Raw genomic sequence first — 20,805 nt, 5'->3', positions numbered from 1 at the left:
TTATTTTTTATCTCGCTCCATCGAGCGCTGACGTAAAAGTTTTTGTTGTTGATACAGTGCCGCCTTTATCAGTAAATCTTGATCAGATTCTCGGAGCATCTTGTATCTAAGCGTGATAATGAAATCTTGCTCTGAAGCATCACATTCTTCTACTTGAGCGTAACAGTAAATCGCCGCAGCAGGGTGATCGAGGAACAGTTTAACACGAACGAGTTGTTGAGTAGTTAACGCTGTATCTGAGCGGAAACTGAGTTGACTAGCACCAAACTGCGTCGTTTGATAGCGAATGGAGGCGTCATCTTGTTGTGAAAGCATAAAGCTCAACAAGAGGTTAAGTTTCGCGTTTTGCGTATCAAGCAAGTTGATCACATGCTTTAACTCTTTGTTTTTCAGCTCTAGACGCGCGTTGTCTGCCAACATATCTAAGTGACTAAATTCACTGGCGACAATAAATGGTGCTGGAATTTCGGAGACAAACGTTTCTTCATCTGGCAAAGCAAAGTCCTCACTTAACGTTTCGACGTTGATGGTGAGGTTATGATGGACGGTAAAGTATTCTTGCTCTGTCATATAGTCATCCTTTTGCCTGTGAGCGCTCCCTGTTCACTCAACAAACAAAGAGAAATAGGGCACTGATTATCGCTAACTGAATGAAGTTATCAAGTTTAGCCGATTTGTCCTTGAACTTTTTGCCCTAAATACAGACTTATTGCATGTCGTTGACAAATTTAGCGATTCTCTTGTCTTCTTAATGAGAAGAGTAAGGTAAGATAATCCGCTAAAGCTTTATATCAAAACAACCAGTTGGTTTGTCTTATATGTATCATCCTATCTCATTGTTTATTGGCTTAAGGTATCTTCGGGGACGCTCTGGAGATAGGTTCAGCCGATTTGTTTCTTATATGTCGACGGCGGGTATTACGATCGGTGTAATGGCGTTGGTGACGGTTCTTTCTGTGATGAACGGGTTTGAATCGCAGTTAAAAGAACGCATTTTAGGTGTGCTACCTCATGCCGTTGTTTCGCAACACGATGGAAAAACACCTATGACCGAGTCTGCTCCTCCATTTGTTCAAGCGATGTCGAGTGAATCTCAGCCGGAGCCTATCGTTAGAGGAGAGGCTGTTATTCAGAGTTCTGCACAGCTGACGGCTGGTTACCTCATCGGTATTGAACCTAAGAAAGGCGATCCGATTAGCAACCATTTGATTGCCGGACGATTATCGTCACTTCAAGCAGGTGACTACAATGTATTTTTGGGTCACAGTTTGGCACGTTCACTAAAGGTCTCAATCGGGGATAAAGTACGCTTGATGGTGACCAACGCGACGCAGTTTACCCCACTTGGTCGTATTCCTAGCCAGCGAAACTTCACTGTCTCAGGCATTTTCAATACGGGATCGGACGTTGATGGTCAATTAATGATTGTGAACATGACGGATGCATCTAAGCTGATGCGTTTCCCTAAAGACACGGTTTCTGGTTGGCGTGTCTTTTTCTCTGACCCATTTATGGTGACGGATTTTGCTGACCAACCCATGCCTGATGGATGGGAATGGAGTGATTGGCGCGAACAGCGTGGTGAGCTTTTCCAAGCGGTGAAAATGGAAAAGAACATGATGGGACTTATGCTAGGTCTAATTGTGGGTGTCGCTGCATTCAATATTATCTCCGCTTTGATCATGGTGGTAATGGAGAAACAATCAGAAGTCGCAATATTGAAAACTCAAGGCATGACTCAATCTCAAGTGATGACCATTTTCATGGTGCAAGGTGCAAGCAGTGGTGTAATTGGCGCGATTGTTGGTGGCGCTGCGGGCGTGATCTTGTCACTTAATCTAAATGCGATTCTTGAATCTGCTGGTGTGGCGCTATTCAGCTTTGGTGGTCATCTACCCATCTTGATTGATTCAATGCAAATTCTTTTAGTGGTGGTGTTGGCGATTGCTCTTAGCCTTGCTGCTACGCTTTATCCTTCTTATCGAGCATCTTCTGTTAAACCTGCTGAGGCACTTCGCTATGAATAAGCTATTAGAATGTCGTGATATTCGTAAAGTCTACCGAGAGGGTTCGTTAGATACGGAAGTGTTGAAAGGCGTAAGTTTCGATATCGACAAAGGGGAGTTGGTTTCTATTGTTGGCTCTTCTGGTTCGGGAAAAAGTACCTTATTGCATATTTTAGGTGCGTTAGATGACGCAACTCATGGTGAAGTTGATTTTCTAGGGCAAAACTTATCAGCTTTGAGCTCGAACAAACAGGCGGCATTACGCAACAAGCACCTTGGTTTTGTATACCAGTTTCATCACTTATTGGCTGACTTTACTGCGCTTGAAAATGTGGCGATGCCACTGATGATTGGCGGTGCTAAAGTAGCGGATGCAAAACAGGCGGCTAAAGCGCTGTTAGATAAAGTTGGTTTGAATCATCGGATGCAACATAGACCCTCCGAGTTATCGGGCGGTGAGCGTCAGCGTGTTGCGATTGCGCGTGCATTGGTGAATAAACCTGATCTGGTCTTGGCTGATGAACCTACGGGGAACTTAGATCACAATACGGCACTGTCTATCTATGATTTGATGCGCGAGCTCAATAAAGAGTCAAACATTGCATTTTTGGTTGTCACGCATGACAAAGAGCTGGCAGCAAAAATGGATCGTCAAATGCACATGCAAGATGGTTTGCTCGTAGATCGTTTTGTGACTGATACAGCATCTGCGGAGGGCTAGTTTTGTTTACCTCTTTAGCTTTGATGATTGGTGGTCGCTTCAGTCGAGCGAAAAAGCGCAACAAGATGGTGTCTTTCATATCGCTTTCTTCGACCATTGGTATTGCGGTTGGCGTTGCTGTGATCATTATCGGTTTGTCTGCAATGAATGGCTTTGAGCGCGAGCTGCAATCGCGTGTGTTGTCTGTGATTCCACACGGCGAGTTAGAAGGTGTTAATGGACCACTTCAGGACTACACCAAAACGATGAATCAAGCTCTAAAACATGAACATGTTGTTGCGGCAGCACCGTACGTTCGTTTTACGGGCTTGGCAGAAAAAGGCAGTAAGCTAAAAGCGATAGAAGTTCGTGGTGTAGAGCCTACTTTCGAGCAAGCGGTGTCGAGCTTATCGAATTTTATTGACCAAGCAGCTTGGCAAAACTTTTATGCCGGTCAGCAGCAAGTGATCTTAGGCCGAGGTGTAGCAAACGAGCTAAATGTCGCCGTGGGGGATTATGTTACGTTAATGATTCCGCAAACAGGCGGCGCAAATAAAGTGCAGGCTCCTAAGCGTGTGCGCGTGAAGGTGTCAGGGTTCTTAACGTTGAATGGCCAAATCGACCACTCTCTAGCGTTAGTACCATTAGCTGATGCGCAGCAATACGCGAGGTTAGGGGAAGGGGTCACAGGCATTTCACTAAAAACTGACGATGTTCTCAATGCGCCTTCTATTGTTCGCGAGGTTGGTAGCATGGTTGATGTTTACGTGTATTTGAAAAGCTGGCAGCAAAAGTTTGGTTTTTTGTATCGCGATATTCAGCTCGTGCGCACCATTATGTACTTGGTGATGGTACTGGTGATTGGCGTGGCATGTTTTAATATTGTGTCTACGTTGATGATGGCAGTGAAAGACCGAGCGGCGGAAATTGCAATTTTGCGAACAATGGGAGCAAAAGATAGCCTAATCAAACGGATCTTTGTTTGGCAAGGTGTATTCTCTGGTGTATTTGGCAGTCTCGTCGGCAGTGTTATCGGTGTCTTAGTGGCGTTAAACCTGACTCCGCTAATTAAAGGGTTAGAGAGCTTAATTGGTCATCAGTTTTTATCGGGTGATATTTACTTCGTCGACTTCTTACCATCACAACTACACTGGCCAGATGTGGCATTGGTGTCAGTGACGGCTATAGTGCTTAGTTTACTTGCGACGTGGTATCCTGCTTCGCGTGCCGCAAGGTTGAATCCGGCGGCTGTACTGAGTTCTAAATAGCTGATTGTTTTACAGTATGCGAAAAACAAAAAGGACCGAATTCGGTCCTTTTTTGTATTTATCCGACTTGAGTAACATCGCGTTTCATTCTAACTGTTAGATGCCCCTCAACTGATAGCTCAAATGCTGATTTTTACGCAGTAAGGTCTTATCTTATTTTGCGTTTTTGCCAGCTCCGTACCACTGAGTAGCGCCAAAGCCCTCGAATTCCGAAGTAGCCAATAATCGCGGATACAACCCCACAAATTGCGCAGCCCAATAGAAATGGAGGTCCAATGGTGCTCATTTGCTGCATGATGAATTCCCACGATAGTTCAAAGTGAAAAGGTTGCGGGGGAAGACGCATCACTAGAGCACCTAGCTTGTACGCAAAGTAAAATAGCACAGGCATAGTGATAGGATTGCTGATCCATACCAAAGCGACGGAGAGGGGCAGATTGACACCCAACATAATGGCCAAACCAGCGGCCATGATCATTTGGCTCGGCAGCGGAACAAAAGCCATAAATAACCCGACAGCAAAAGCCCCTGATGCCGAGCGGCGGTTTAAGCACCACAAGTTTGGGTTGTACAACACATTGCCGAAGACCTTCAATGCTTTTTGGCGTTTGATCAATTCATGATCTGGCATGAAGCGTTTTATCAGCTTTCTAGGCATAGGACAGCATGACTCTCTCAGAAAAAAGTTGGACCTTGGCGTTATTTGTAGCGAGCGTAATCTCGTCAGCTTGGTGGCCGACAATACCAGATTGGCGTTGGTTGCTGCTGGGAATAATAACCACTGGCTCAATAATCAAATTACGTCGTGGCTTAATTAGCATAGGCGCAATTGCGGGCTTTATGGTTGTCATCGTCCACGGCAATGTATTGGAGTCTCAGAGACAAGCCCTTTTTCAAGCAGGGGAGAATATTACCATAATTGGTAAAGTTGACAGCCCTTTTACGCAAATAAGTCACGGTTATGAAGGTATTGTCGCTATAGAAGCGGTAAATTCTCAAACTCTGTTACCTTTTCTTAAACCTAAAATCCGTCTTATTACGCCTTTTCCACTCGATGTTAACAGTGAGTTTACGACATCCATCTCGTTAAAGCCGATTACAGGTCTACGCAACGAAGCTGGCTTTGATGCTGAAAAGCACGCGATGGGTAAAAATATTATCGCCCGAGCGGTTGTTAACAAAGATGCTAAGTGGATTGTTCGTTCTAATGTATCTCTGCGTCAATCCATTATTGCCGATGTCGCTGATGATGTGTCTTCCCTTCATCATTTCTCGTTAATAAGTGCGTTAGTTTTTGCTGACCGTTCTTGGTTGTCTAAGGAAGATTGGCAAGCGCTCAGGGACAGTGGTTTACTGCATTTGGTCTCCATTTCTGGTTTACATATTGGTATGGCGTTTACTTTTGGGCTAGTCGTGGGCGGTACCGTTCGTTATCTATTACCCCAATACCAGTTGTTACCTAGCTTATATGGGCTGATCTTCGCTGTTGCCTACGCTTGGTTAGCGGATTTCTCTCTGCCTACTACGCGAGCAGTGTCGGTATGCGTTGTTTACGTTCTCCTGAAGTATACTCTGGTGCACTGGACTTCTTGGCGAGTTCTTTTGCTTGCAGTATCTCTACAACTGCTTGTCCAACCTTTTGCATCCTACAGTATGAGCTTTTGGTTATCGTACCTCTCCGTTTGTGCGGTATTGTTCGCAATTAATTTGATTCGACATCAAAGGGGAGGTTGGAAAGCGCGATTAAAAGCGTTATTGCTTACTCAATTGATGTTGAGCGCTTTAATCGTACCTGTTAGTGGCCATTTCTTCTCCGGTTTTAGTTTGTCCTCAATAGCCTACAACTTGGTATTTATTCCTTGGTTCGGATTTATCGTTGTACCTTTGATGTTTCTAGCCCTGTTCTCATCTTTGTTTCTTGAAATGATAGCGAAGCCTCTGTGGCATTTGGTGGACTGGTCATTACAGCCATTGAGCACGTCAATACAGTACGCAGTAGGTTCTTGGCAACCCATTAGCATGGAAATGACAATGCTGGTTATGGTGATAGTGGTTTGCTTAATATTTCAACGGTTCATGTCTCATTACGCGTGGTATTTGTTACTCGGCATCGTTATTAGTATCAAGTTTGCAGCGGAGTATGAACCGCATTGGCGTATCGATGTATTAGATGTAGGTCATGGCCTTGCAGTGGTTGTAGAAAAAGACGACAAGGTGTTGCTGTATGACACTGGTAAAGCATGGCAAAGCGGCAGTATCGCAGAGCAGGTCGTCACTCCGGTTTTGCATCAACGAGGTTATGAAAGCATAGATACACTGATTCTAAGCCATTCCGATAATGATCACGCAGGCGGCCGCTTTTTCATTGAAGATGCCTTTTCTCCACAGCGTAAACTTAGTAGTCAATTCTTTATCGAATATGAGCCTTGCACTAGAGGCGACCAATGGAAATGGCAAGGATTAAACATGGAAGTGCTCTGGCCTCCTGCACTTGTTCAACGTGCGTATAATCCGCACTCCTGTGTATTACGACTTACTGACCCTATTTCTAACTTTAGTATGCTTTTTACTGGTGATATTGAGGCCATTAGCGAGTGGATTTTGCTTAGAGAACCCGGAAAGTTACAAAGCGATGTGATGCTAGTCCCTCACCACGGGAGTAAAAGTTCATCGAATCCTCGATTTATTGAGGCGGTGAGCCCGAGTGTGGCAGTTGCTTCTTTAGCAAAAAACAATCGATGGGGAATGCCAGCGGAAAATGTCGTTGCTTCATACCGAAAGCTTGGCGTTACTTGGCTTGATACTGGTGAGGGTGGTCAGGTAAGCTTCTTTATTCACCGTGATAATTGGCGCTCAGAAACCAAACGTAGCGATACATTTGAGCCTTGGTATAGGCAGATGCTGCGTAGCGGAACTAATATAAAAAGACCTAATGTCGAATTAGGTCTGTAAGTTTTAGCTTTTTATTTTTAATATATCCAACCTGAATTTTTTATTCTTTTTTAATGGTAGTGTAAAACTAAATAGTTTCTTTTCACCATTTGGTCTGGCTAGTTGCTCTAAGCTAGAAAAGTAGTCTTCGAAAAACTCGGTCTTAAGTATACATTCTAACCACAAGTTAGCTTTTATAGAATCTAATTTGTTCCATGGTTTTACTCTTGATGCGTAATGGAGTTGAATCGGATTATCATATGCATCCAATAATTCTTCTTTAGTATAGTTAACCTCATCCACAAACTCTTTTCTGTCATACATACTATACACATAGTTACAAACCATGTTTCTTAAGGGTAATTTTCCAACTCTAGGGTGACAACAGAAGTTTAGAACGTCTTGTTCTGGCTGTATTAATCTGTGAGAGTTTTTTTCGAGGTAGTCTTTAAACCTTTTCTCTAAATTATCTTTTCTAATGAGATCGGCATTCATAAAAAAGTATCCAGCACCTATTTTCAGTTGGCTAATCTCTTCATTAGAAAAACTCTTTTTATAAACATCATTATAGCTTAGGATCTTATCTACGGAGAATACCCCTGATATATAATTATTATCATCGTTGTTATTATATTCTATAAAATCTTTTGAAATGTCATTTAAGTAAATAACATCGACATCAGATACGATCATTTTTTTATGTTCTTTAATTAAACTTGAAATACTAAGTTTGTAAAACATAGCTTTAGAGTAATGACCTTTTGTCTTTATGTTTTTCCAATCATTTTCAAAGTCGACATTTTCATTGAAATTAATGAAAATAAGTTCTGAGTTTTTGAATTTTTGTATGGTTTTTTTTAATTTTTCTTGATTTAGCAGCGTAATATCTTCATGTAAGACATATATCTGGTATTTGTAGTTTTTATCTGATTTCTCAAGCAAAGAATAGAATGCTACTGCAGCTGGAATAACATAGTTGTTATCAAAGCAATGAACAATGGGAATGACTTGCATATTTTTTATTGTAAATAAGAATGAACATATCAAGAGTATAGAGCGAAATATAAAAGACTAAAAGACTTTCTCTAAGTGGACATAACACATTTATTAATGTTTATCAGTAGATGAACAGGTACGATGGTCAAGTTTGCTTCACGATGAGGCTTGATCCCCCAATTTTCATATTTAAGATTGAATATCAGTTGAGTCAGAGTAGGTTAGCCAATGACACATTGGAGATCTACTGGGTAAAAGTGGCAGTCTTATACGTTAGCAAACTTAGTGTACGTTCTAGGGATAGGCATATGAGCGCTAACAGAGTAGAATGAATGCCTTAATGTAAGAAAACAAAGCACTTCTATGTCAACAAATACTGATGAAACGACTTGGCAGACGTTTAAGCGTCTCTGGCAATTTATACGCCTTTATAAATCTGGCCTAATCGTTGCTGTTTTAGCATTAGTTATTAATGCAATATCAGATACTTATATGATTTCCTTGCTAAAACCGCTACTCGATGAAGGTTTTGGGAACGCTGAGTCTGATTTTTTACGCACGCTTCCATTGATTATTTTTGCTATGATGTTCATTCGTGGCATAAGTGGATTTGTCTCCACCTACTGTTTGAGTTGGGTATCTGGCAACGTAGTTATGCAAGTCCGTCGCATGGTGTTCAATCACTTTATGCATATGCCGGTGTCTTACTTTGATAAGGAAAAGACGGGCAATTTATTGTCGCGTATAACCTACGACTCAGAGCAAGTGTCAGCGGCAACTAGCCAAGCGTTGGTGAGCATTGTCCGTGAAGGCGCAAGTATCATTGGTCTGTTAGTCTTGATGTTTTACAACAGCTGGCAATTGTCGCTAGTGCTGTTTGCTGTTGCTCCCGTTGTGGCATGGGGTATTGGTGTTGTTTCTAAACGTTTTAGAAAAATATCCAAAAATATGCAGACCATGATGGGTAACGTAACTGCATCAGCAGAGCAGATGCTGAAAGGCCATAAAGTTGTGTTGAGCTATGGCGGCCAAGACATCGAACGTCAACGATTTGAAAAAGTCAGCAACCAAATGCGTCAACAAAGCATGAAGTTGGTGACGGCTCAAGCGGCGGCTAACCCTATCATCCAAATGATTGCATCACTTGCAATTGTTGCCGTTCTTTATTTAGCAAGTATTGATTCGATTAAAGAGCAACTGACTCCAGGTACATTTACTGTTGTGTTCTCTGCAATGTTTGGTCTGATGCGCCCACTTAAAGCGCTGACTAACGTTACTTCTCAGTTCCAACGTGGTATGGCCGCGAGCCAAACGCTCTTCGCGTTAATTGACCTCGAGCCTGAGAAAAACGAAGGTAAGTTGACAGTTGAACGCGCAAATGGCGATGTTTCGGTTAAAAACGTAAGCTTTACTTACACTGGCGCAGAAAAACCAGCATTGGAAAATGTCAGCTTCGATATTCCAAGAGGAAAAACGGTGGCGCTAGTTGGCCGTTCTGGCTCAGGTAAAAGTACCATCGCGAACTTGTTCAACCGCTTCTATGATGTTGGCAGTGGATCTATCACATTAGATGGGCATGATATTCGTGATTACGAGCTAAAGAATTTACGTCAGCAATTTGCACTAGTATCGCAAAATGTTCATTTGTTTAATGACACGATAGCAAACAATATTGCGTACGCAACGGATGGCCAATACGAGCGCAGTGATATCGAGAAAGCGGCAACACTCGCGCATGCGATGGAGTTCATCAGTAAGATGGATGGCGGACTAGATGCGATGATTGGTGAAAATGGTGCTAGCTTGTCTGGTGGTCAACGCCAACGTGTTGCGATTGCGCGAGCTCTATTGCGTGATGCTCCAGTGCTAATTCTTGATGAGGCAACTTCAGCTTTGGATACTGAATCCGAGCGAGCTATTCAAGCTGCACTTGATGAGCTGCAAAAAGACAAAACGGTACTTGTAATAGCGCACCGCTTATCCACAATCGAGAAAGCCGATGAAATTCTTGTGGTTGATGATGGTGCCATCATTGAACGTGGCAACCACGCTGAGCTTATTGAGAAAAATGGTGCGTATGCACAATTGCACCGTATTCAGTTTGGTGAATAAGCGCGGTGATTGAAAAAATCTGGTTTGAAAGCCATCCAATAAAATATCTCTTGTGGCCGCTTTTGTGGCCACTGAGTTTATTATTTGGAGCGATAAGCAAGTCAAAGCGAAAGCAATACCAAACTGGCCGCAAGCAAGCTTATAATGCGCCTATACCTGTTGTTGTGGTTGGCAATATCACTGCTGGTGGCAATGGTAAAACACCAGTTGTTGTGTGGCTTGTTGAGCAACTACAGCAAATGGGCTTTAAGCCGGGGGTTGTTTCTCGTGGTTATGGGGCAAAGGCTCCTGCCTATCCGTTAGTGCTAAAAGAAGATACGCCAGCGAAGCATTGTGGCGATGAACCTAAGTTGATTCATCGCCGTACAGGAGCACCTGTTGCGGTAGATCCTGTGCGTTCAAATGCAGTGAAAGCACTGCTAGATTTGGATGTGGATATCATAATTACGGATGATGGATTACAACATTATGCGTTAGGCCGTGATATTGAGTTAGTGATTGTGGATGGGAATCGCCGGTTTGGGAATGAAAGCCTGATTCCATTAGGTCCTTTACGTGAAGGTATTGAGCGACTTAAAGAAGTCGACTTTATCATCACCAATGGCGGTCAAGCGCATACGGGCGAAATCGCAATGGCTTTAGCACCCTCTAAAGCTATTAATCTTAAGACTAAGCAACATGTGGATGTCTCGGAGTTGAAAGATCTCGTCGCATTTGCGGGCATTGGGCATCCTCCGCGTTTTTTTCATACACTAAACTCGATGAACGCAAATGTTAAAGTCACAAAAGGTTTTGCTGACCATCAAGACTTTGATCAACAAGAATTAGAAGCATTGGCTCAACAAGGGACCAATGTGATTATGACCGAGAAAGATGCCGTCAAGTGCAGCCATTATGCGCAAGATAATTGGTGGTATCTGCCTGTATCTGCCCAGTTTGAGTCAAACGATGCAGAGCAAATTTTAAATAGAATAAAAGAGGTTAAAGCGGCTTATGGATCACCGTCTACTTGAGATTGTAGCTTGCCCTGTTTGCAAAGGTAAGCTGACGTACGATAAAGATAATCAAGAGTTGATCTGCAAATTGGATCGCCTTGCTTACCCGATCAAAGAGGGTATTCCAGTTCTGCTAGAGCCTGAAGCTCGCGCTATGAGCATGGATGAGGGACGCTAATGTCTTTTACGGTTGTCATCCCTTCGCGCTACGCATCGAGCCGTTTGCCTGGTAAACCGCTAGCGGATATTGGTGGTAAGCCTATGGTTCAGTGGGTTTATGAACAAGCGCTACAAGCGGGTGCGGAAGATGTCATCGTTGCAACTGATGACGAGCGTGTTGCGAAAGCGGTTTCGTCATTTGGTGGTAAAGTTTGTATGACCTCTCCCCAGCACGAATCAGGTACGGAGCGTCTTGCAGAAGTTGTTGAAAAGATGGCTATTCCGTCAGACTACATTATTGTTAATGTGCAAGGGGATGAGCCTTTGATTCCGCCGTCCATCATTCGTCAGGTTGCTGATAACTTATCAGGGTGTGAAGCCCCGATGGCGACGTTAGCTGTAGAAATAGACTCGGAAGAGGAAGTGTTCAACCCGAACGCTGTTAAAGTTGTCGCAGATGAGCAAGGCTATGCGTTGTACTTTAGTCGAGCAACCATCCCTTGGGATCGCGATAACTTTGCTAAACAAGACAAAACCATTGCCAACCCATTAATGCGTCATATTGGTATTTATGCTTATCGAGCTGGTTTCATTAATACGTATGTCAACTGGGCACCAAGTGCATTAGAGCAGATTGAGTGTCTTGAGCAACTGCGAGTGCTTTGGTACGGTGAAAAAATTCATGTGGCGGTAGCGAAAGAAGCACCAGCGGCAGGGGTTGATACGCCCGAAGACCTAGAAGCCGTGCGCGCGATTGTTGCAAAGCAAGCGTAACAAATGCTCATATAGATTTAAGAATAAACAAGGCTCCTGAATTAGGAGCCTTTTGTTTTACTTGTATCGCGGTATTAGTTAAATGTTAGTGTCGTATTGGTTCCGTTTAGGGCAGGTCGCTAAGACCTCTCGGTGACCGGTGTCTTTCACTTCTTGGAGAATGACATCAAAGCCCCATAATCGATACACGTGCTTTAGAACTTCTTCGTAACTATCATCAAGTGGGATGCGGTTGTGAGGAACGTACTGCAACGTAAGCGATCGATCACCACGGACATCGACATTAAACACCTGAATGTTTGGCTCAAGATTAGATAAGTTGTACTGAGCGGCTAGGGTTTCTCTAATGCGTTTATAACCCATCTCATCGTGTATCGCAGCGACTTCAATAAAGTTCTTATGATCATCATCGTTGATCGCAAACAACTTGAAATCACGCATTAATTTCGGAGAAAGGTATTGGCTAATAAAGCTTTCATCTTTGAAATTATGCATCGCGAAATGCACTGCATCTAACCAGTCGGTTCCTGCTAGGTCTGGAAACCACTCTTTGTCCTCATCAGTTGGTTCTTCACAGATACGCTTAATATCTCGGAACATGGCAAAGCCTAACGCGTAGGGGTTAATGCCATTAAAGTAAGGACTGTTATAAGGCGGCTGAGCCACGACACTGGTGTGGCTATGTAAGAACTCTAGAATGAATTTTTCAGACACCAAGCCCTCATCATAAAGATGGTTGAGTATGGTGTAGTGCCAGAACGTTGCCCAGCCCTCATTCATGACTTGCGTTTGTTTTTGCGGATAAAAATACTGACTGATCTTACGGACGATCCGAACAACTTCACGTTGCCACGGCTCTAGCAACGGCGCATGTTTTTCGAAGAAGTAGAGCAAGTTTTCCTGAGGCTCGCTTGGGAATCGCTCTTTAATGTCTTCCTCTTTCGTCTTGGCTGTCGGTACGGTGCGCCAAAGCTCATTAACTTGAGATTGTAGGTATGCTTCGCGTTCTTCTTGTCTTGCTTTTTCCTCTGTAATTGAGATTTTCTCTGGACGCTTGTAGCGGTCTACACCAAAGTTCATTAACGCATGACAAGAGTCGAGCAGCTTTTCCACTTCTTTTACGCCATACCGTTCTTCACACTCGGCTAAATACTTTTTCGCGAACAGCAGATAGTCGATAATAGAGCTGGCGTCAGTCCACGTTTGGAATAGGTAATTACCTTTGAAAAAAGAGTTATGGCCGTAACACGCGTGCGCTATCACGAGTGCTTGCATTGTTACCGTATTTTCTTCCATCAAATAAGCAATACAAGGGTCGGAGTTAATCACAATCTCGTAGGCTAACCCCATTTGACCATGTTTATAGTTCTGCTCTGTTTGAATGAATTTTTTACCAAATGACCAGTGGTTGTAATTGATTGGCATGCCGATACTTGAATAGGCATCCATCATCTGCTCTGAAGTAATCACTTCTATTTGGTTAGGGTAAGTGTCTAGGCGATAATGCTCCGCGACACGCTTAATTTCTTTGTGGTATCGCTCTAACAGCTCAAATGTCCAATCTGGTCCATCTGGCAACACTTTACTGTTACGCTTCTTAGGCGCCTCTCCTGAGAGGTTTCTCGTTGCGGTATTCATCGCTAGCCTCCTTACGCCGTTTCTTTTTGGAATAGTTCACGAAAGACTGGGAAAATATCCTCCACAGAGCGAATGTTTTTCATTGCGAAATTAGGAAACTCTTCAGTGAGTTTTTCGTACTCATGCCATAGAGTTTGGTGCGAGCGCCGCGTGATCTCTATGTAAGAGTAGTACTGACAGTTTGGAAGTAATTTGTTCACTAACAGATCCCGGCATCTTGGCGAATCATCTGCCCAGTTGTCACCGTCGGATGCTTGAGCTGCATATATGTTCCACTGACCAATCGGGTATCGCTCTTTTACTATTTCATCCATTAACTTGAGCGCGCTAGATACAATGGTACCCCCGGTTTCTTGTGAGTAGAAAAATTCGTGCTCGTCCACTTCCTTCGCTTGGGTATGGTGGCGGATAAAGACGACTTCGACATTCTCGTAGGTACGAGTTAAGAACAAGTACAAAAGAACATAGAAGCGTTTTGCGATGTCTTTCGTTGCCTGATCCATCGAACCGGATACGTCCATTAGACAGAACATGACCGCTTGGCTCGATGGTACCGGGCGTTTCTCATAGTTCTTGAAGCGTAAGTCGAAGGTATCGATGAAAGGCACGCTTTCGATTTTCTTGCGCAGTTCTTCAATTTCAGCCTTCAAGCGGTTCTCTTCAAACTGCTGAGCAGGTTCAATATTTTTGATGCGAGCAAGTTCGTCTTCTAACTCTTTAAGAAGTCGTTTCTTACCAGCAGTCATTGCAGTACGGCGCGCAAGAGATTGTTGCAGAGAACGTACTACGGCGATATTGGAAGGGATACCGGCAGTTTGAAAGCCTGCACGGTGTGTTTTCCATTCAGTGATTTTGGCAATTTGGTTTTTTTCTAGATTAGGCAGCTCGAGATCTTCGAACAAAATATCGAGGTACTCATCTTTTGATATTTGGAATACAAATTCGTCTTGGCCTTCTCCATCTGGACTGGCGTTCCCTTCTCCTGAGCCGCTACCCTGACCGCCACCTTTGGGACGCTCAATTTTATCACCAGTAATGAATTGGTCGTTACCGGGATGAACTCGTTCGCGAACACCACCTTTGCCTTGATGAAATATAGGCTCGTTGATGTCTTTGTGAGGGATAGAGACGTCTTCGCCTGTTTCCGTATTCGTAATCGAGCGTCGATTCACTGCGTCTGCTACCGACTCTTTTATTTGCTCTTTGTGGCGCTTCAAGAAGCGCTGTCGATTAACAGCGCTCTTGTTCTTGCCATTGAGCCTTCGGTCTATAAATTGCGCCATGAAATAGCCCTCTTCATGTTTCACAAGCGACCTAACTCAATACTGGGTTAGGATGACTTACGTACTCGTAGGTACCACTCAGAAAGTAGGCGAACCTGTTTCTCGGTATAGCCTTTTTCCATCATGCGAGCGACAAAGTCGTCGTGCTTCTTCTGATCTTCAGAAGAGGTTTTCGCATTAAATGAGATAACCGGAAGTAGCTCTTCGGTATTGGAGAACATTTTCTTCTCGATTACTGTGCGCAGTTTTTCGTAGCTGGTCCAAACCGGGTTTTGACCATTGTTATTCGCTTTCGCACGAAGCACAAAGTTAACGATTTCGTTTCGGAAATCTTTCGGGTTAGAAATACCAGCTGTTTTTTCGATCTTCTCTAGCTCAGCATTCAGTGAAGAGCGATCAAATAGCTGACCAGTTTCTGGATCTCGGTACTCTTGGTCTTGAATCCAGAAGTCTGCATAGGTGACATATCGATCGAAGATGTTTTGGCCGTATTCAGAGTAAGACTCAAGATAAGCGGTCTGAATCTCTTTACCGATAAATTCAACGTATCGAGGTACTAGGTAGCCTTTCAAGAACTCGAGATATTTCTCTGCTGTTTCAGCAGGGAACTGTTCGCGCTCAACCTGTTGTTCAATCACATAGAATAGATGTACAGGGTTGGCTGCCACTTCGGTTTGGTCGAAGTTAAATACGCGTGACAAAATCTTAAAGGCAAAACGTGTTGAGAGACCGTTCATGCCTTCATCGACACCAGCATAATCACGATACTCTTGATAGCTTTTTGCCTTTGGATCCGTATCTTTCAGCGTTTCACCGTCGTATACGCGCATCTTAGAGAAGATGGACGAGTTTTCAGGCTCTTTAAGTCTAGAAAGAATACTGAATTGTGCCAGAGTCTCGAGCGTGCTTGGTGAACAAGGGGCTTGAGACAACTCACTGTTTTCAAGAAGTTTTTGGTAGATTTTGACTTCTTCTGAAACACGTAGACAGTAAGGTACTTTCACAATATAAACACGGTCTAAGAACGCTTCATTGTTCTTGTTGTTACGGAAGGTCTGCCACTCAGATTCGTTTGAGTGAGCCAGAATCATACCGTCGAATGGAATCGCAGAAAGGCCTTCTGTACCGTTGAAGTTGCCTTCTTGCGTTGCTGTTAGCAGCGGGTGAAGCACTTTGATTGGTGCTTTGAACATCTCAACGAATTCCATTAAACCTTGGTTTGCTTTACACAGCGCACCGGAGTAGCTGTAAGCGTCTGGATCGTCTTGCGAATAGTGTTCAAGCTTACGAATATCGACTTTACCAACCAATGATGAGATATCTTGGTTGTTTTCATCGCCTGGTTCAGTTTTGGCAATACCGATTTGGTCAAGGATAGAAGGGCGTACTTTCACTACTTTAAATTTGGTGATATCACCACCAAACTCGTGAAGACGTTTAGCGGCCCAAGGAGACATGATCGAGCGAAGATAACGGTGCTCGATGCCATACTCTTTTTTCAAAATATCGCCATCTTCTGTGGCTTTGAATAGGCAGAATGGATGGTCATTCACTGGGCTGCGTTCGCCGTTAGCAGTAAGAACATAAATAGGCATCTGTTCCATCAGAGCCTTAAGCTTTTCTGCAAGCGAAGACTTACCGCCACCTACAGGGCCGAGTAGGTAAAGAATCTGCTTACGCTCTTCTAGGCCTTGCGCCGCATGTTTTAGGTAAGACACAATTTGTTCTATGGCATCTTCCATGCCATAAAAGTCTTTAAAGGTTTCATAACGAGAGATAACACGATTCGAGAAGATTCGGCTTAGTCTCGGATCCTTTGCCGTATCGATTATCTCTGGTTCACCAATCGCCATCAGTAGGCGTTCTGCTGCATTAGCATAAGCGCTTTTGTCATCTTTACACAGGGCTAAAAACTCCTGTAACGACATCTCTTCATCTTTTGCAGCTTCATATCTTGATTGATAGTGGTCGAAAATACTCATGTCGCTTTCCCCTTTAATAGTCAGTCTACCGACGAACGTTGATTCAGGCTTTCCACCAACAGTTATGCTCGTTGTTGTTTGAATATACGTCCTGTTATCACATTTGGTTCGTACAGAATGTAAGATTGGCGACACCAAAGACTTTGCTTTATGGACGGTTTTTTCGTTACAACGGTGAGCGGTGGATATGAATTTTTCAATCACAGCCTTTCTCTACTTAAGCCTAGTCGGGGATTTGCAATTTTGCTTAACAATTATGAATTTATTGTAAAAGTGACATTTGAATCACTCTTTTATTAAGGACGAATTTATGTCGTGAATAGGTGCAATAGAAATCAAATATTTGGCAAAGACGGAAGAGTCTCAGTGATTCGTTGTTCTACATTGAGCAAGGCAAGTGAAAGAGGTAGGAAGAGAGCAAAGTCTTAGATAAGTTTGTGACAGGGTAAATAACAAGGAGAGCGGGCGCTCTCCTCATTCTTAGACGACCATTTTATGCGCTGAAGATTTGCGCTAGTTCGTTTTCACATAAATGATACTGACGAGGGCAGTTACGCCAAGTTTGCAGCATACGGCGGTATTTATCTAGCATCGGCATTTGGCTGTTAAAGTGATGATCTGCCTTGTCAAACTGAGGGTACAAACCTTCAGAATCGATGAGAAAACGTACGTAATGTACTTGTTGCGCTTCTGAAGCGATATCAAATCCCAAGAACTTCAAGCGACGTTGATCCACGTTGCTGCGATCTTCATCGTCTAGCATGTTGTAAGACTCTTGCATCGCATGATACATCTCCATAACGTCGATGATCTCACGACACTCTGCTTCTGAGAGGCAGCCGAAATCTTTGTTCAACTCTCGCATTTGTAGTTCATAACCACGTTCAACGATCGTTTGTAAGCGTTTGTATTTGGCCGCATTACTTGGATCAAGTTGAGACATAAGGTTGTATTGGTTTGATAGAATCAAACGTTGAGCGTTTGACATTTCCATGGTGACCTCACTAGATATCTAATACATTTTTAATGTGCTTAGGTTAACGCTTAAGACATGAGTGAAACATGATCTCAACACATATTTAATACTAAAAAATGGCAAGAACTGTCACTTTTGACCAGTTTGAAAACACTTATTTATGGTAATGATTGTATATGTAGTCTCGGTCTGAAAATACTCTCAGCCACTCTGGCTTGAATACGGTTAAAACCGCCAGTGCCATACCATTTAATAGACCTTCTGGAAAGGCGAGCAACGGCACAAAAACAAAGTAGTTATGTTGAATGGTTTCCCAATCGTAGTGACCAACTGATAGGTGATAAAAAGAGTTAATGATGAGGTGCAGACTTCCTGTTATCGCGCCATTGAAAAATCCAGCAACGAAGATGAAAACAAAAATGTTTCGTGGCAAGTAGTGGTAACTCAGAAGAAACACTAAGTAACTAATGAAAATCGGAATTAGGGCAGATAGAACTAACGACGTGGGTAAGAGTAGCAAGGACACATCATGTAGTAGGTGGTTGACCAGCATTGCAGGGATACTGAGTAGAAATGCCATACGCCAACCATACATCATCGTCAGCGTTGTTAGCGCAAGAAAATGAATCTGTAATCCTTCTTTTACACCTGCTTGAGCTGTCCATAAAATACTGAAAAAGAAGAGCGTTGCAAAAACGAGGTGCTGAAATCCTTTCTCTTTTTCCAGTTTGGGCCAAACGACTTTTTTCCAATCTGGTAGGCAGTAGACTACTACTATCCAAATTGAGACAACAAGAGAGCCTAAGTTAAACAAATCCATGTTACTTCCTTCCTATGCGAACATGACGCAATCATTTCTATCGTTCTTTTTCTACCTAAATGACCGCAGAGAAACTCACTGATAAGGCTTAGATATAATCAAAAAAATACCAGCAATAAGCTGGTATTTTAAAGAGGTTAGTCTTGCGGTTCACTTAGTATTTTACGTTATCGTTGTATTGAGCAAGAATGGATTGAATTTCATCCATGGTTTCTTTCGGTGGCGGGTTTACGCCTTCGAGTGGGTATTCTAAGCCTAACGCTTCCCACTTATGAGCCCCTAATTTGTGGTAAGGAAGTAACTCGACCTTTTCGATGTTATCCATGTCTTTAATAAATTCACCAAGCATGTGTGCTGCTTCTGGGTCATCTGTGTAACCAGGCACGACGACATAGCGAATCCATGTTTTCTTTCCGATTTTTTGTAAGTAACGAGCAAAGTCCAATGTGCGTCGGTTGGATACACCGATGAGATCTTGGTGCACTTCGTCTTTCATGTGTTTGATGTCAAGCATGACTAAGTCTGTTGCATCCAGTACTTCATCGATAACATCAGTGTGCTTACGAACATAACCGTTAGTATCTAGACATGTATGAATGCCTTCGGCCTTAGCAGCGCGGAAAAAATCACGTACGAATTCCGGTTGAAGCATCGCTTCGCCGCCAGAACAAGTAACGCCACCACCTGATGCATTCATGAAGTGGCGGTAACTTTTCGCTTCGGAAATGATTTCTTCAACCGTGACTTCTTTGCCATCATGCGTGTCCCAAGTATCGCGGTTATGGCAATACTTACAGCGCATTAAACAACCTTGCAAGAAGACGATAAATCGAATACCAGGTCCGTCTACGGTACCACATGACTCAAATGAGTGAATACGACCAGCTGTTGACATCTTTTGCTCTCATTACTAGTAAATTCTAGCTGTTATTTTATTACAAAAAGCAGGGTTAAAACAGCTTTGTCGGTACTAAAGGCAAGGTTATTTGAAGAAAGAAAATAGATGGAGCCAATCTACATAAACGCTTGAACACGAGGTGGTTAATACCTACCCCGAGAACTTGCCGTGTATCTAGATTGACTTCGATGCTGGGATAATCCAGTTTTTAGAAAAAGGCGAACACGGAGAACGAGCCTGTCCCATAAACATCGGTTTGGGCTTCTTCATAATCCGGTGTTTTAATTGTAAAGGTGATGCTTGCACCGTAATTTTGGTTGTACCAAGATACCCCCGCGACGGCACTTGCTTGCCAATTTTGCAGTGTGACGTCGTATGGCGCTGACGGTTCAGGAATGCCAGGACGATCTCCTTCGATAGTCATGTCATTAAAGCGGTAACGACCTTCAAACCCGGTGAACAAGAACCAACTCGACGTATTCTGAGCGATCATACTTGCTGAAAAAGGGCTTTCGACACTGATATTGGCGGCTCCGATGCTATTCGCTAGGTTTGTACCCCAACGAAACATGACGCCTTGAGAGACATCACTACGGAAGTTACCCGCATTGATGTCGTTAATGTTGGTGATCTCCCATTGTGTTTTTTGTTCTTCGCTGCGCATCAATTTGTTAAATACGCGGTAACCAAGGCTGAACGCAACTTTATCTTCAATCTGGTAATCCCAACCTTGAGGGTCCGTCGATCCTGTTATGCCGTGAACGATTTCTTGCGCCTTTTCTGATAGCGAACTTTCACCCGTAGCTCCTATGGTGAAATTGTACCGTACAGCTTTGTCACTCGTTAGGGAAAGGTAGTTGATTTCGGTGTGTAGGTAACCGGCATATGGGCGATCATTGATTAGTGGATAATCGGCTTCAATGTCGCTTGGAGTCCACATTTTGTGGCCAAGAACCAACTCTATTTTATCGATATTGGCGTGCTCTGAGTTAGCTAGACTCAGCCATTTCCATTGGCTTTCTTGTATCAGTTGGTCTGTCGCGTACGAAAGGAAAACACCATTCGTATAGTCTTGATCGACGCCAAAAATACCATCGTTGTCGATGGTAAAAGAAACCGTAGACTTAGTGGATGCTATTGCAACTGGAGAAAGAAGGGTAAGAATAATTAATTTACTAAATCTCATAGACTTTATTTGCTAACTTTTTTCGCATCATACGTAAGAATGCGGGCAAAAGTCTTTCGCGATATCACAACTTTCATTCAA

The 20,805-nt window shown here is 43.2% G+C and carries 18 protein-coding genes; 8 read left to right on the top strand and 10 right to left on the bottom strand.

Annotated features, from left to right (window positions below):
- The gene (locus tag R8O70_RS19155) at nucleotides 1-570 is read right to left on the bottom strand and encodes a hypothetical protein (RefSeq protein ID WP_025766933.1); all 570 of its coding nucleotides are present in this window, start codon (nucleotides 568-570) and stop codon (nucleotides 1-3) included.
- Nucleotides 571-818: 248 nt separating this feature from the next.
- Here R8O70_RS19155 and lolC point away from each other — a divergent pair, with 248 nt between their 5' ends.
- The 3 genes from lolC to lolE are packed head-to-tail and all read left to right on the top strand — an operon-like array spanning nucleotide 819 to nucleotide 3,974.
- A complete protein-coding gene (lolC, locus tag R8O70_RS19150; protein WP_054576372.1) occupies nucleotides 819-2,027 on the top strand; it encodes a lipoprotein-releasing ABC transporter permease subunit LolC in 1,209 nt (402 codons plus the stop codon).
- Nucleotides 2,020-2,727: a lipoprotein-releasing ABC transporter ATP-binding protein LolD gene (gene lolD, locus R8O70_RS19145; protein ID WP_054700735.1), complete on the top strand. Its 708-nt coding sequence runs from the start codon at nucleotides 2,020-2,022 to the stop codon at nucleotides 2,725-2,727. Before lolC ends, lolD begins: the two co-directional genes overlap by 8 nt.
- A gap of 2 nt (nucleotides 2,728-2,729) precedes the next feature.
- Entirely contained in the window at nucleotides 2,730-3,974 is a 1,245-nt protein-coding gene (gene lolE / locus R8O70_RS19140; protein WP_033905042.1) for a lipoprotein-releasing ABC transporter permease subunit LolE, read from the top strand.
- A 148-nt stretch (nucleotides 3,975-4,122) separates the two neighbouring features.
- Here the strand turns inward: lolE and R8O70_RS19135 are convergent, their stop codons facing one another.
- Nucleotides 4,123-4,632 (bottom strand): DUF2062 domain-containing protein, encoded by a 510-nt coding sequence (locus R8O70_RS19135; RefSeq protein WP_005387834.1) that lies wholly within the window; start codon nucleotides 4,630-4,632, stop codon nucleotides 4,123-4,125.
- Nucleotides 4,633-4,640: 8 nt separating this feature from the next.
- On the opposite strand from R8O70_RS19135, the gene R8O70_RS19130 reads away from it, so the two are divergent.
- A complete protein-coding gene (locus tag R8O70_RS19130; RefSeq protein ID WP_171345293.1) occupies nucleotides 4,641-6,926 on the top strand; it encodes a DNA internalization-related competence protein ComEC/Rec2 in 2,286 nt (761 codons plus the stop codon).
- A gap of 3 nt (nucleotides 6,927-6,929) precedes the next feature.
- On the opposite strand, the gene R8O70_RS19125 is transcribed toward R8O70_RS19130, so the two are convergent.
- Nucleotides 6,930-7,919 (bottom strand): glycosyltransferase family 8 protein, encoded by a 990-nt coding sequence (locus tag R8O70_RS19125; RefSeq protein ID WP_033905043.1) that lies wholly within the window; start codon nucleotides 7,917-7,919, stop codon nucleotides 6,930-6,932.
- 345 nt (nucleotides 7,920-8,264) lie between these two features.
- Here R8O70_RS19125 and msbA point away from each other — a divergent pair, with 345 nt between their 5' ends.
- Genes msbA through kdsB form a run of 4 tightly spaced genes read left to right on the top strand, consistent with a single transcriptional unit; the run spans nucleotide 8,265 to nucleotide 11,941 of the window.
- On the top strand, nucleotides 8,265-10,013 hold the full coding sequence (gene msbA / locus R8O70_RS19120; RefSeq protein ID WP_033905044.1) for a lipid A ABC transporter ATP-binding protein/permease MsbA: 1,749 nt from the start codon (nucleotides 8,265-8,267) through the stop codon (nucleotides 10,011-10,013).
- Between the two features lie 5 nt (nucleotides 10,014-10,018).
- Complete coding sequence (gene lpxK, locus R8O70_RS19115) at nucleotides 10,019-11,026, top strand: tetraacyldisaccharide 4'-kinase (protein WP_017634739.1); 1,008 nt, start codon at nucleotides 10,019-10,021, stop codon at nucleotides 11,024-11,026.
- Nucleotides 11,007-11,186: a Trm112 family protein gene (locus R8O70_RS19110; RefSeq protein ID WP_009707122.1), complete on the top strand. Its 180-nt coding sequence runs from the start codon at nucleotides 11,007-11,009 to the stop codon at nucleotides 11,184-11,186. The genes lpxK and R8O70_RS19110 overlap by 20 nt, the downstream gene beginning before the upstream one ends.
- A complete protein-coding gene (kdsB, locus tag R8O70_RS19105) occupies nucleotides 11,186-11,941 on the top strand; it encodes a 3-deoxy-manno-octulosonate cytidylyltransferase (protein ID WP_318184319.1) in 756 nt (251 codons plus the stop codon). Before R8O70_RS19110 ends, kdsB begins: the two co-directional genes overlap by 1 nt.
- Before the next feature lie 78 nt (nucleotides 11,942-12,019).
- On the opposite strand, the gene R8O70_RS19100 is transcribed toward kdsB, so the two are convergent.
- The 7 genes from R8O70_RS19100 to R8O70_RS19070 form a co-directional block, all read right to left on the bottom strand.
- Nucleotides 12,020-13,579, bottom strand: a complete 1,560-nt coding sequence (locus tag R8O70_RS19100; RefSeq protein WP_005378449.1) for a SpoVR family protein — start codon at nucleotides 13,577-13,579, stop codon at nucleotides 12,020-12,022.
- A gap of 11 nt (nucleotides 13,580-13,590) precedes the next feature.
- Complete coding sequence (locus R8O70_RS19095; protein ID WP_005378448.1) at nucleotides 13,591-14,862, bottom strand: YeaH/YhbH family protein; 1,272 nt, start codon at nucleotides 14,860-14,862, stop codon at nucleotides 13,591-13,593.
- A 47-nt stretch (nucleotides 14,863-14,909) separates the two neighbouring features.
- Entirely contained in the window at nucleotides 14,910-16,844 is a 1,935-nt protein-coding gene (locus R8O70_RS19090) for a PrkA family serine protein kinase (protein WP_005378447.1), read from the bottom strand.
- Nucleotides 16,845-17,337: 493 nt separating this feature from the next.
- On the bottom strand, nucleotides 17,338-17,838 hold the full coding sequence (locus tag R8O70_RS19085; protein WP_005378446.1) for a YfbU family protein: 501 nt from the start codon (nucleotides 17,836-17,838) through the stop codon (nucleotides 17,338-17,340).
- Nucleotides 17,839-17,974: 136 nt separating this feature from the next.
- Nucleotides 17,975-18,640, bottom strand: coding sequence for an energy-coupling factor ABC transporter permease (locus R8O70_RS19080; RefSeq protein ID WP_005378445.1), 666 nt, complete (start codon nucleotides 18,638-18,640; stop codon nucleotides 17,975-17,977).
- Nucleotides 18,641-18,794: 154 nt separating this feature from the next.
- Entirely contained in the window at nucleotides 18,795-19,535 is a 741-nt protein-coding gene (pflA, locus tag R8O70_RS19075) for a pyruvate formate lyase 1-activating protein (protein WP_005378444.1), read from the bottom strand.
- 211 nt (nucleotides 19,536-19,746) lie between these two features.
- The gene (locus R8O70_RS19070) at nucleotides 19,747-20,724 is read right to left on the bottom strand and encodes a lipid A deacylase LpxR family protein (RefSeq protein ID WP_053303245.1); all 978 of its coding nucleotides are present in this window, start codon (nucleotides 20,722-20,724) and stop codon (nucleotides 19,747-19,749) included.
- Nucleotides 20,725-20,805 lie beyond the last annotated feature (81 nt).

The sequence above is a fragment of the Vibrio sp. 779(2023) genome (assembly GCF_033344285.1).
Classification (GTDB): Bacteria; Pseudomonadota; Gammaproteobacteria; order Enterobacterales; family Vibrionaceae; genus Vibrio; species Vibrio alginolyticus.
Note: the sequence above shows the minus strand (reverse complement) of the source record. Positions and strands in the feature narration are given on the sequence as shown.

Coding starts and splice junctions, on each gene's coding strand:
- R8O70_RS19155 (WP_025766933.1), bottom strand. CDS start 570: ATGACAGAGCAAGAATACTTTACCGTCCATCATAACCTCACCATCAAC.
- lolC (WP_054576372.1), top strand. CDS start 819: ATGTATCATCCTATCTCATTGTTTATTGGCTTAAGGTATCTTCGGGGA.
- lolD (WP_054700735.1), top strand. CDS start 2,020: ATGAATAAGCTATTAGAATGTCGTGATATTCGTAAAGTCTACCGAGAG.
- R8O70_RS19135 (WP_005387834.1), bottom strand. CDS start 4,632: ATGCCTAGAAAGCTGATAAAACGCTTCATGCCAGATCATGAATTGATC.
- R8O70_RS19130 (WP_171345293.1), top strand. CDS start 4,641: ATGACTCTCTCAGAAAAAAGTTGGACCTTGGCGTTATTTGTAGCGAGC.
- R8O70_RS19125 (WP_033905043.1), bottom strand. CDS start 7,919: ATGCAAGTCATTCCCATTGTTCATTGCTTTGATAACAACTATGTTATT.
- msbA (WP_033905044.1), top strand. CDS start 8,265: ATGTCAACAAATACTGATGAAACGACTTGGCAGACGTTTAAGCGTCTC.
- R8O70_RS19110 (WP_009707122.1), top strand. CDS start 11,007: ATGGATCACCGTCTACTTGAGATTGTAGCTTGCCCTGTTTGCAAAGGT.
- kdsB (WP_318184319.1), top strand. CDS start 11,186: ATGTCTTTTACGGTTGTCATCCCTTCGCGCTACGCATCGAGCCGTTTG.
- R8O70_RS19100 (WP_005378449.1), bottom strand. CDS start 13,579: ATGAATACCGCAACGAGAAACCTCTCAGGAGAGGCGCCTAAGAAGCGT.
- R8O70_RS19095 (WP_005378448.1), bottom strand. CDS start 14,862: ATGGCGCAATTTATAGACCGAAGGCTCAATGGCAAGAACAAGAGCGCT.
- R8O70_RS19090 (WP_005378447.1), bottom strand. CDS start 16,844: ATGAGTATTTTCGACCACTATCAATCAAGATATGAAGCTGCAAAAGAT.
- R8O70_RS19085 (WP_005378446.1), bottom strand. CDS start 17,838: ATGGAAATGTCAAACGCTCAACGTTTGATTCTATCAAACCAATACAAC.
- R8O70_RS19080 (WP_005378445.1), bottom strand. CDS start 18,640: ATGGATTTGTTTAACTTAGGCTCTCTTGTTGTCTCAATTTGGATAGTA.
- pflA (WP_005378444.1), bottom strand. CDS start 19,535: ATGTCAACAGCTGGTCGTATTCACTCATTTGAGTCATGTGGTACCGTA.
- R8O70_RS19070 (WP_053303245.1), bottom strand. CDS start 20,724: ATGAGATTTAGTAAATTAATTATTCTTACCCTTCTTTCTCCAGTTGCA.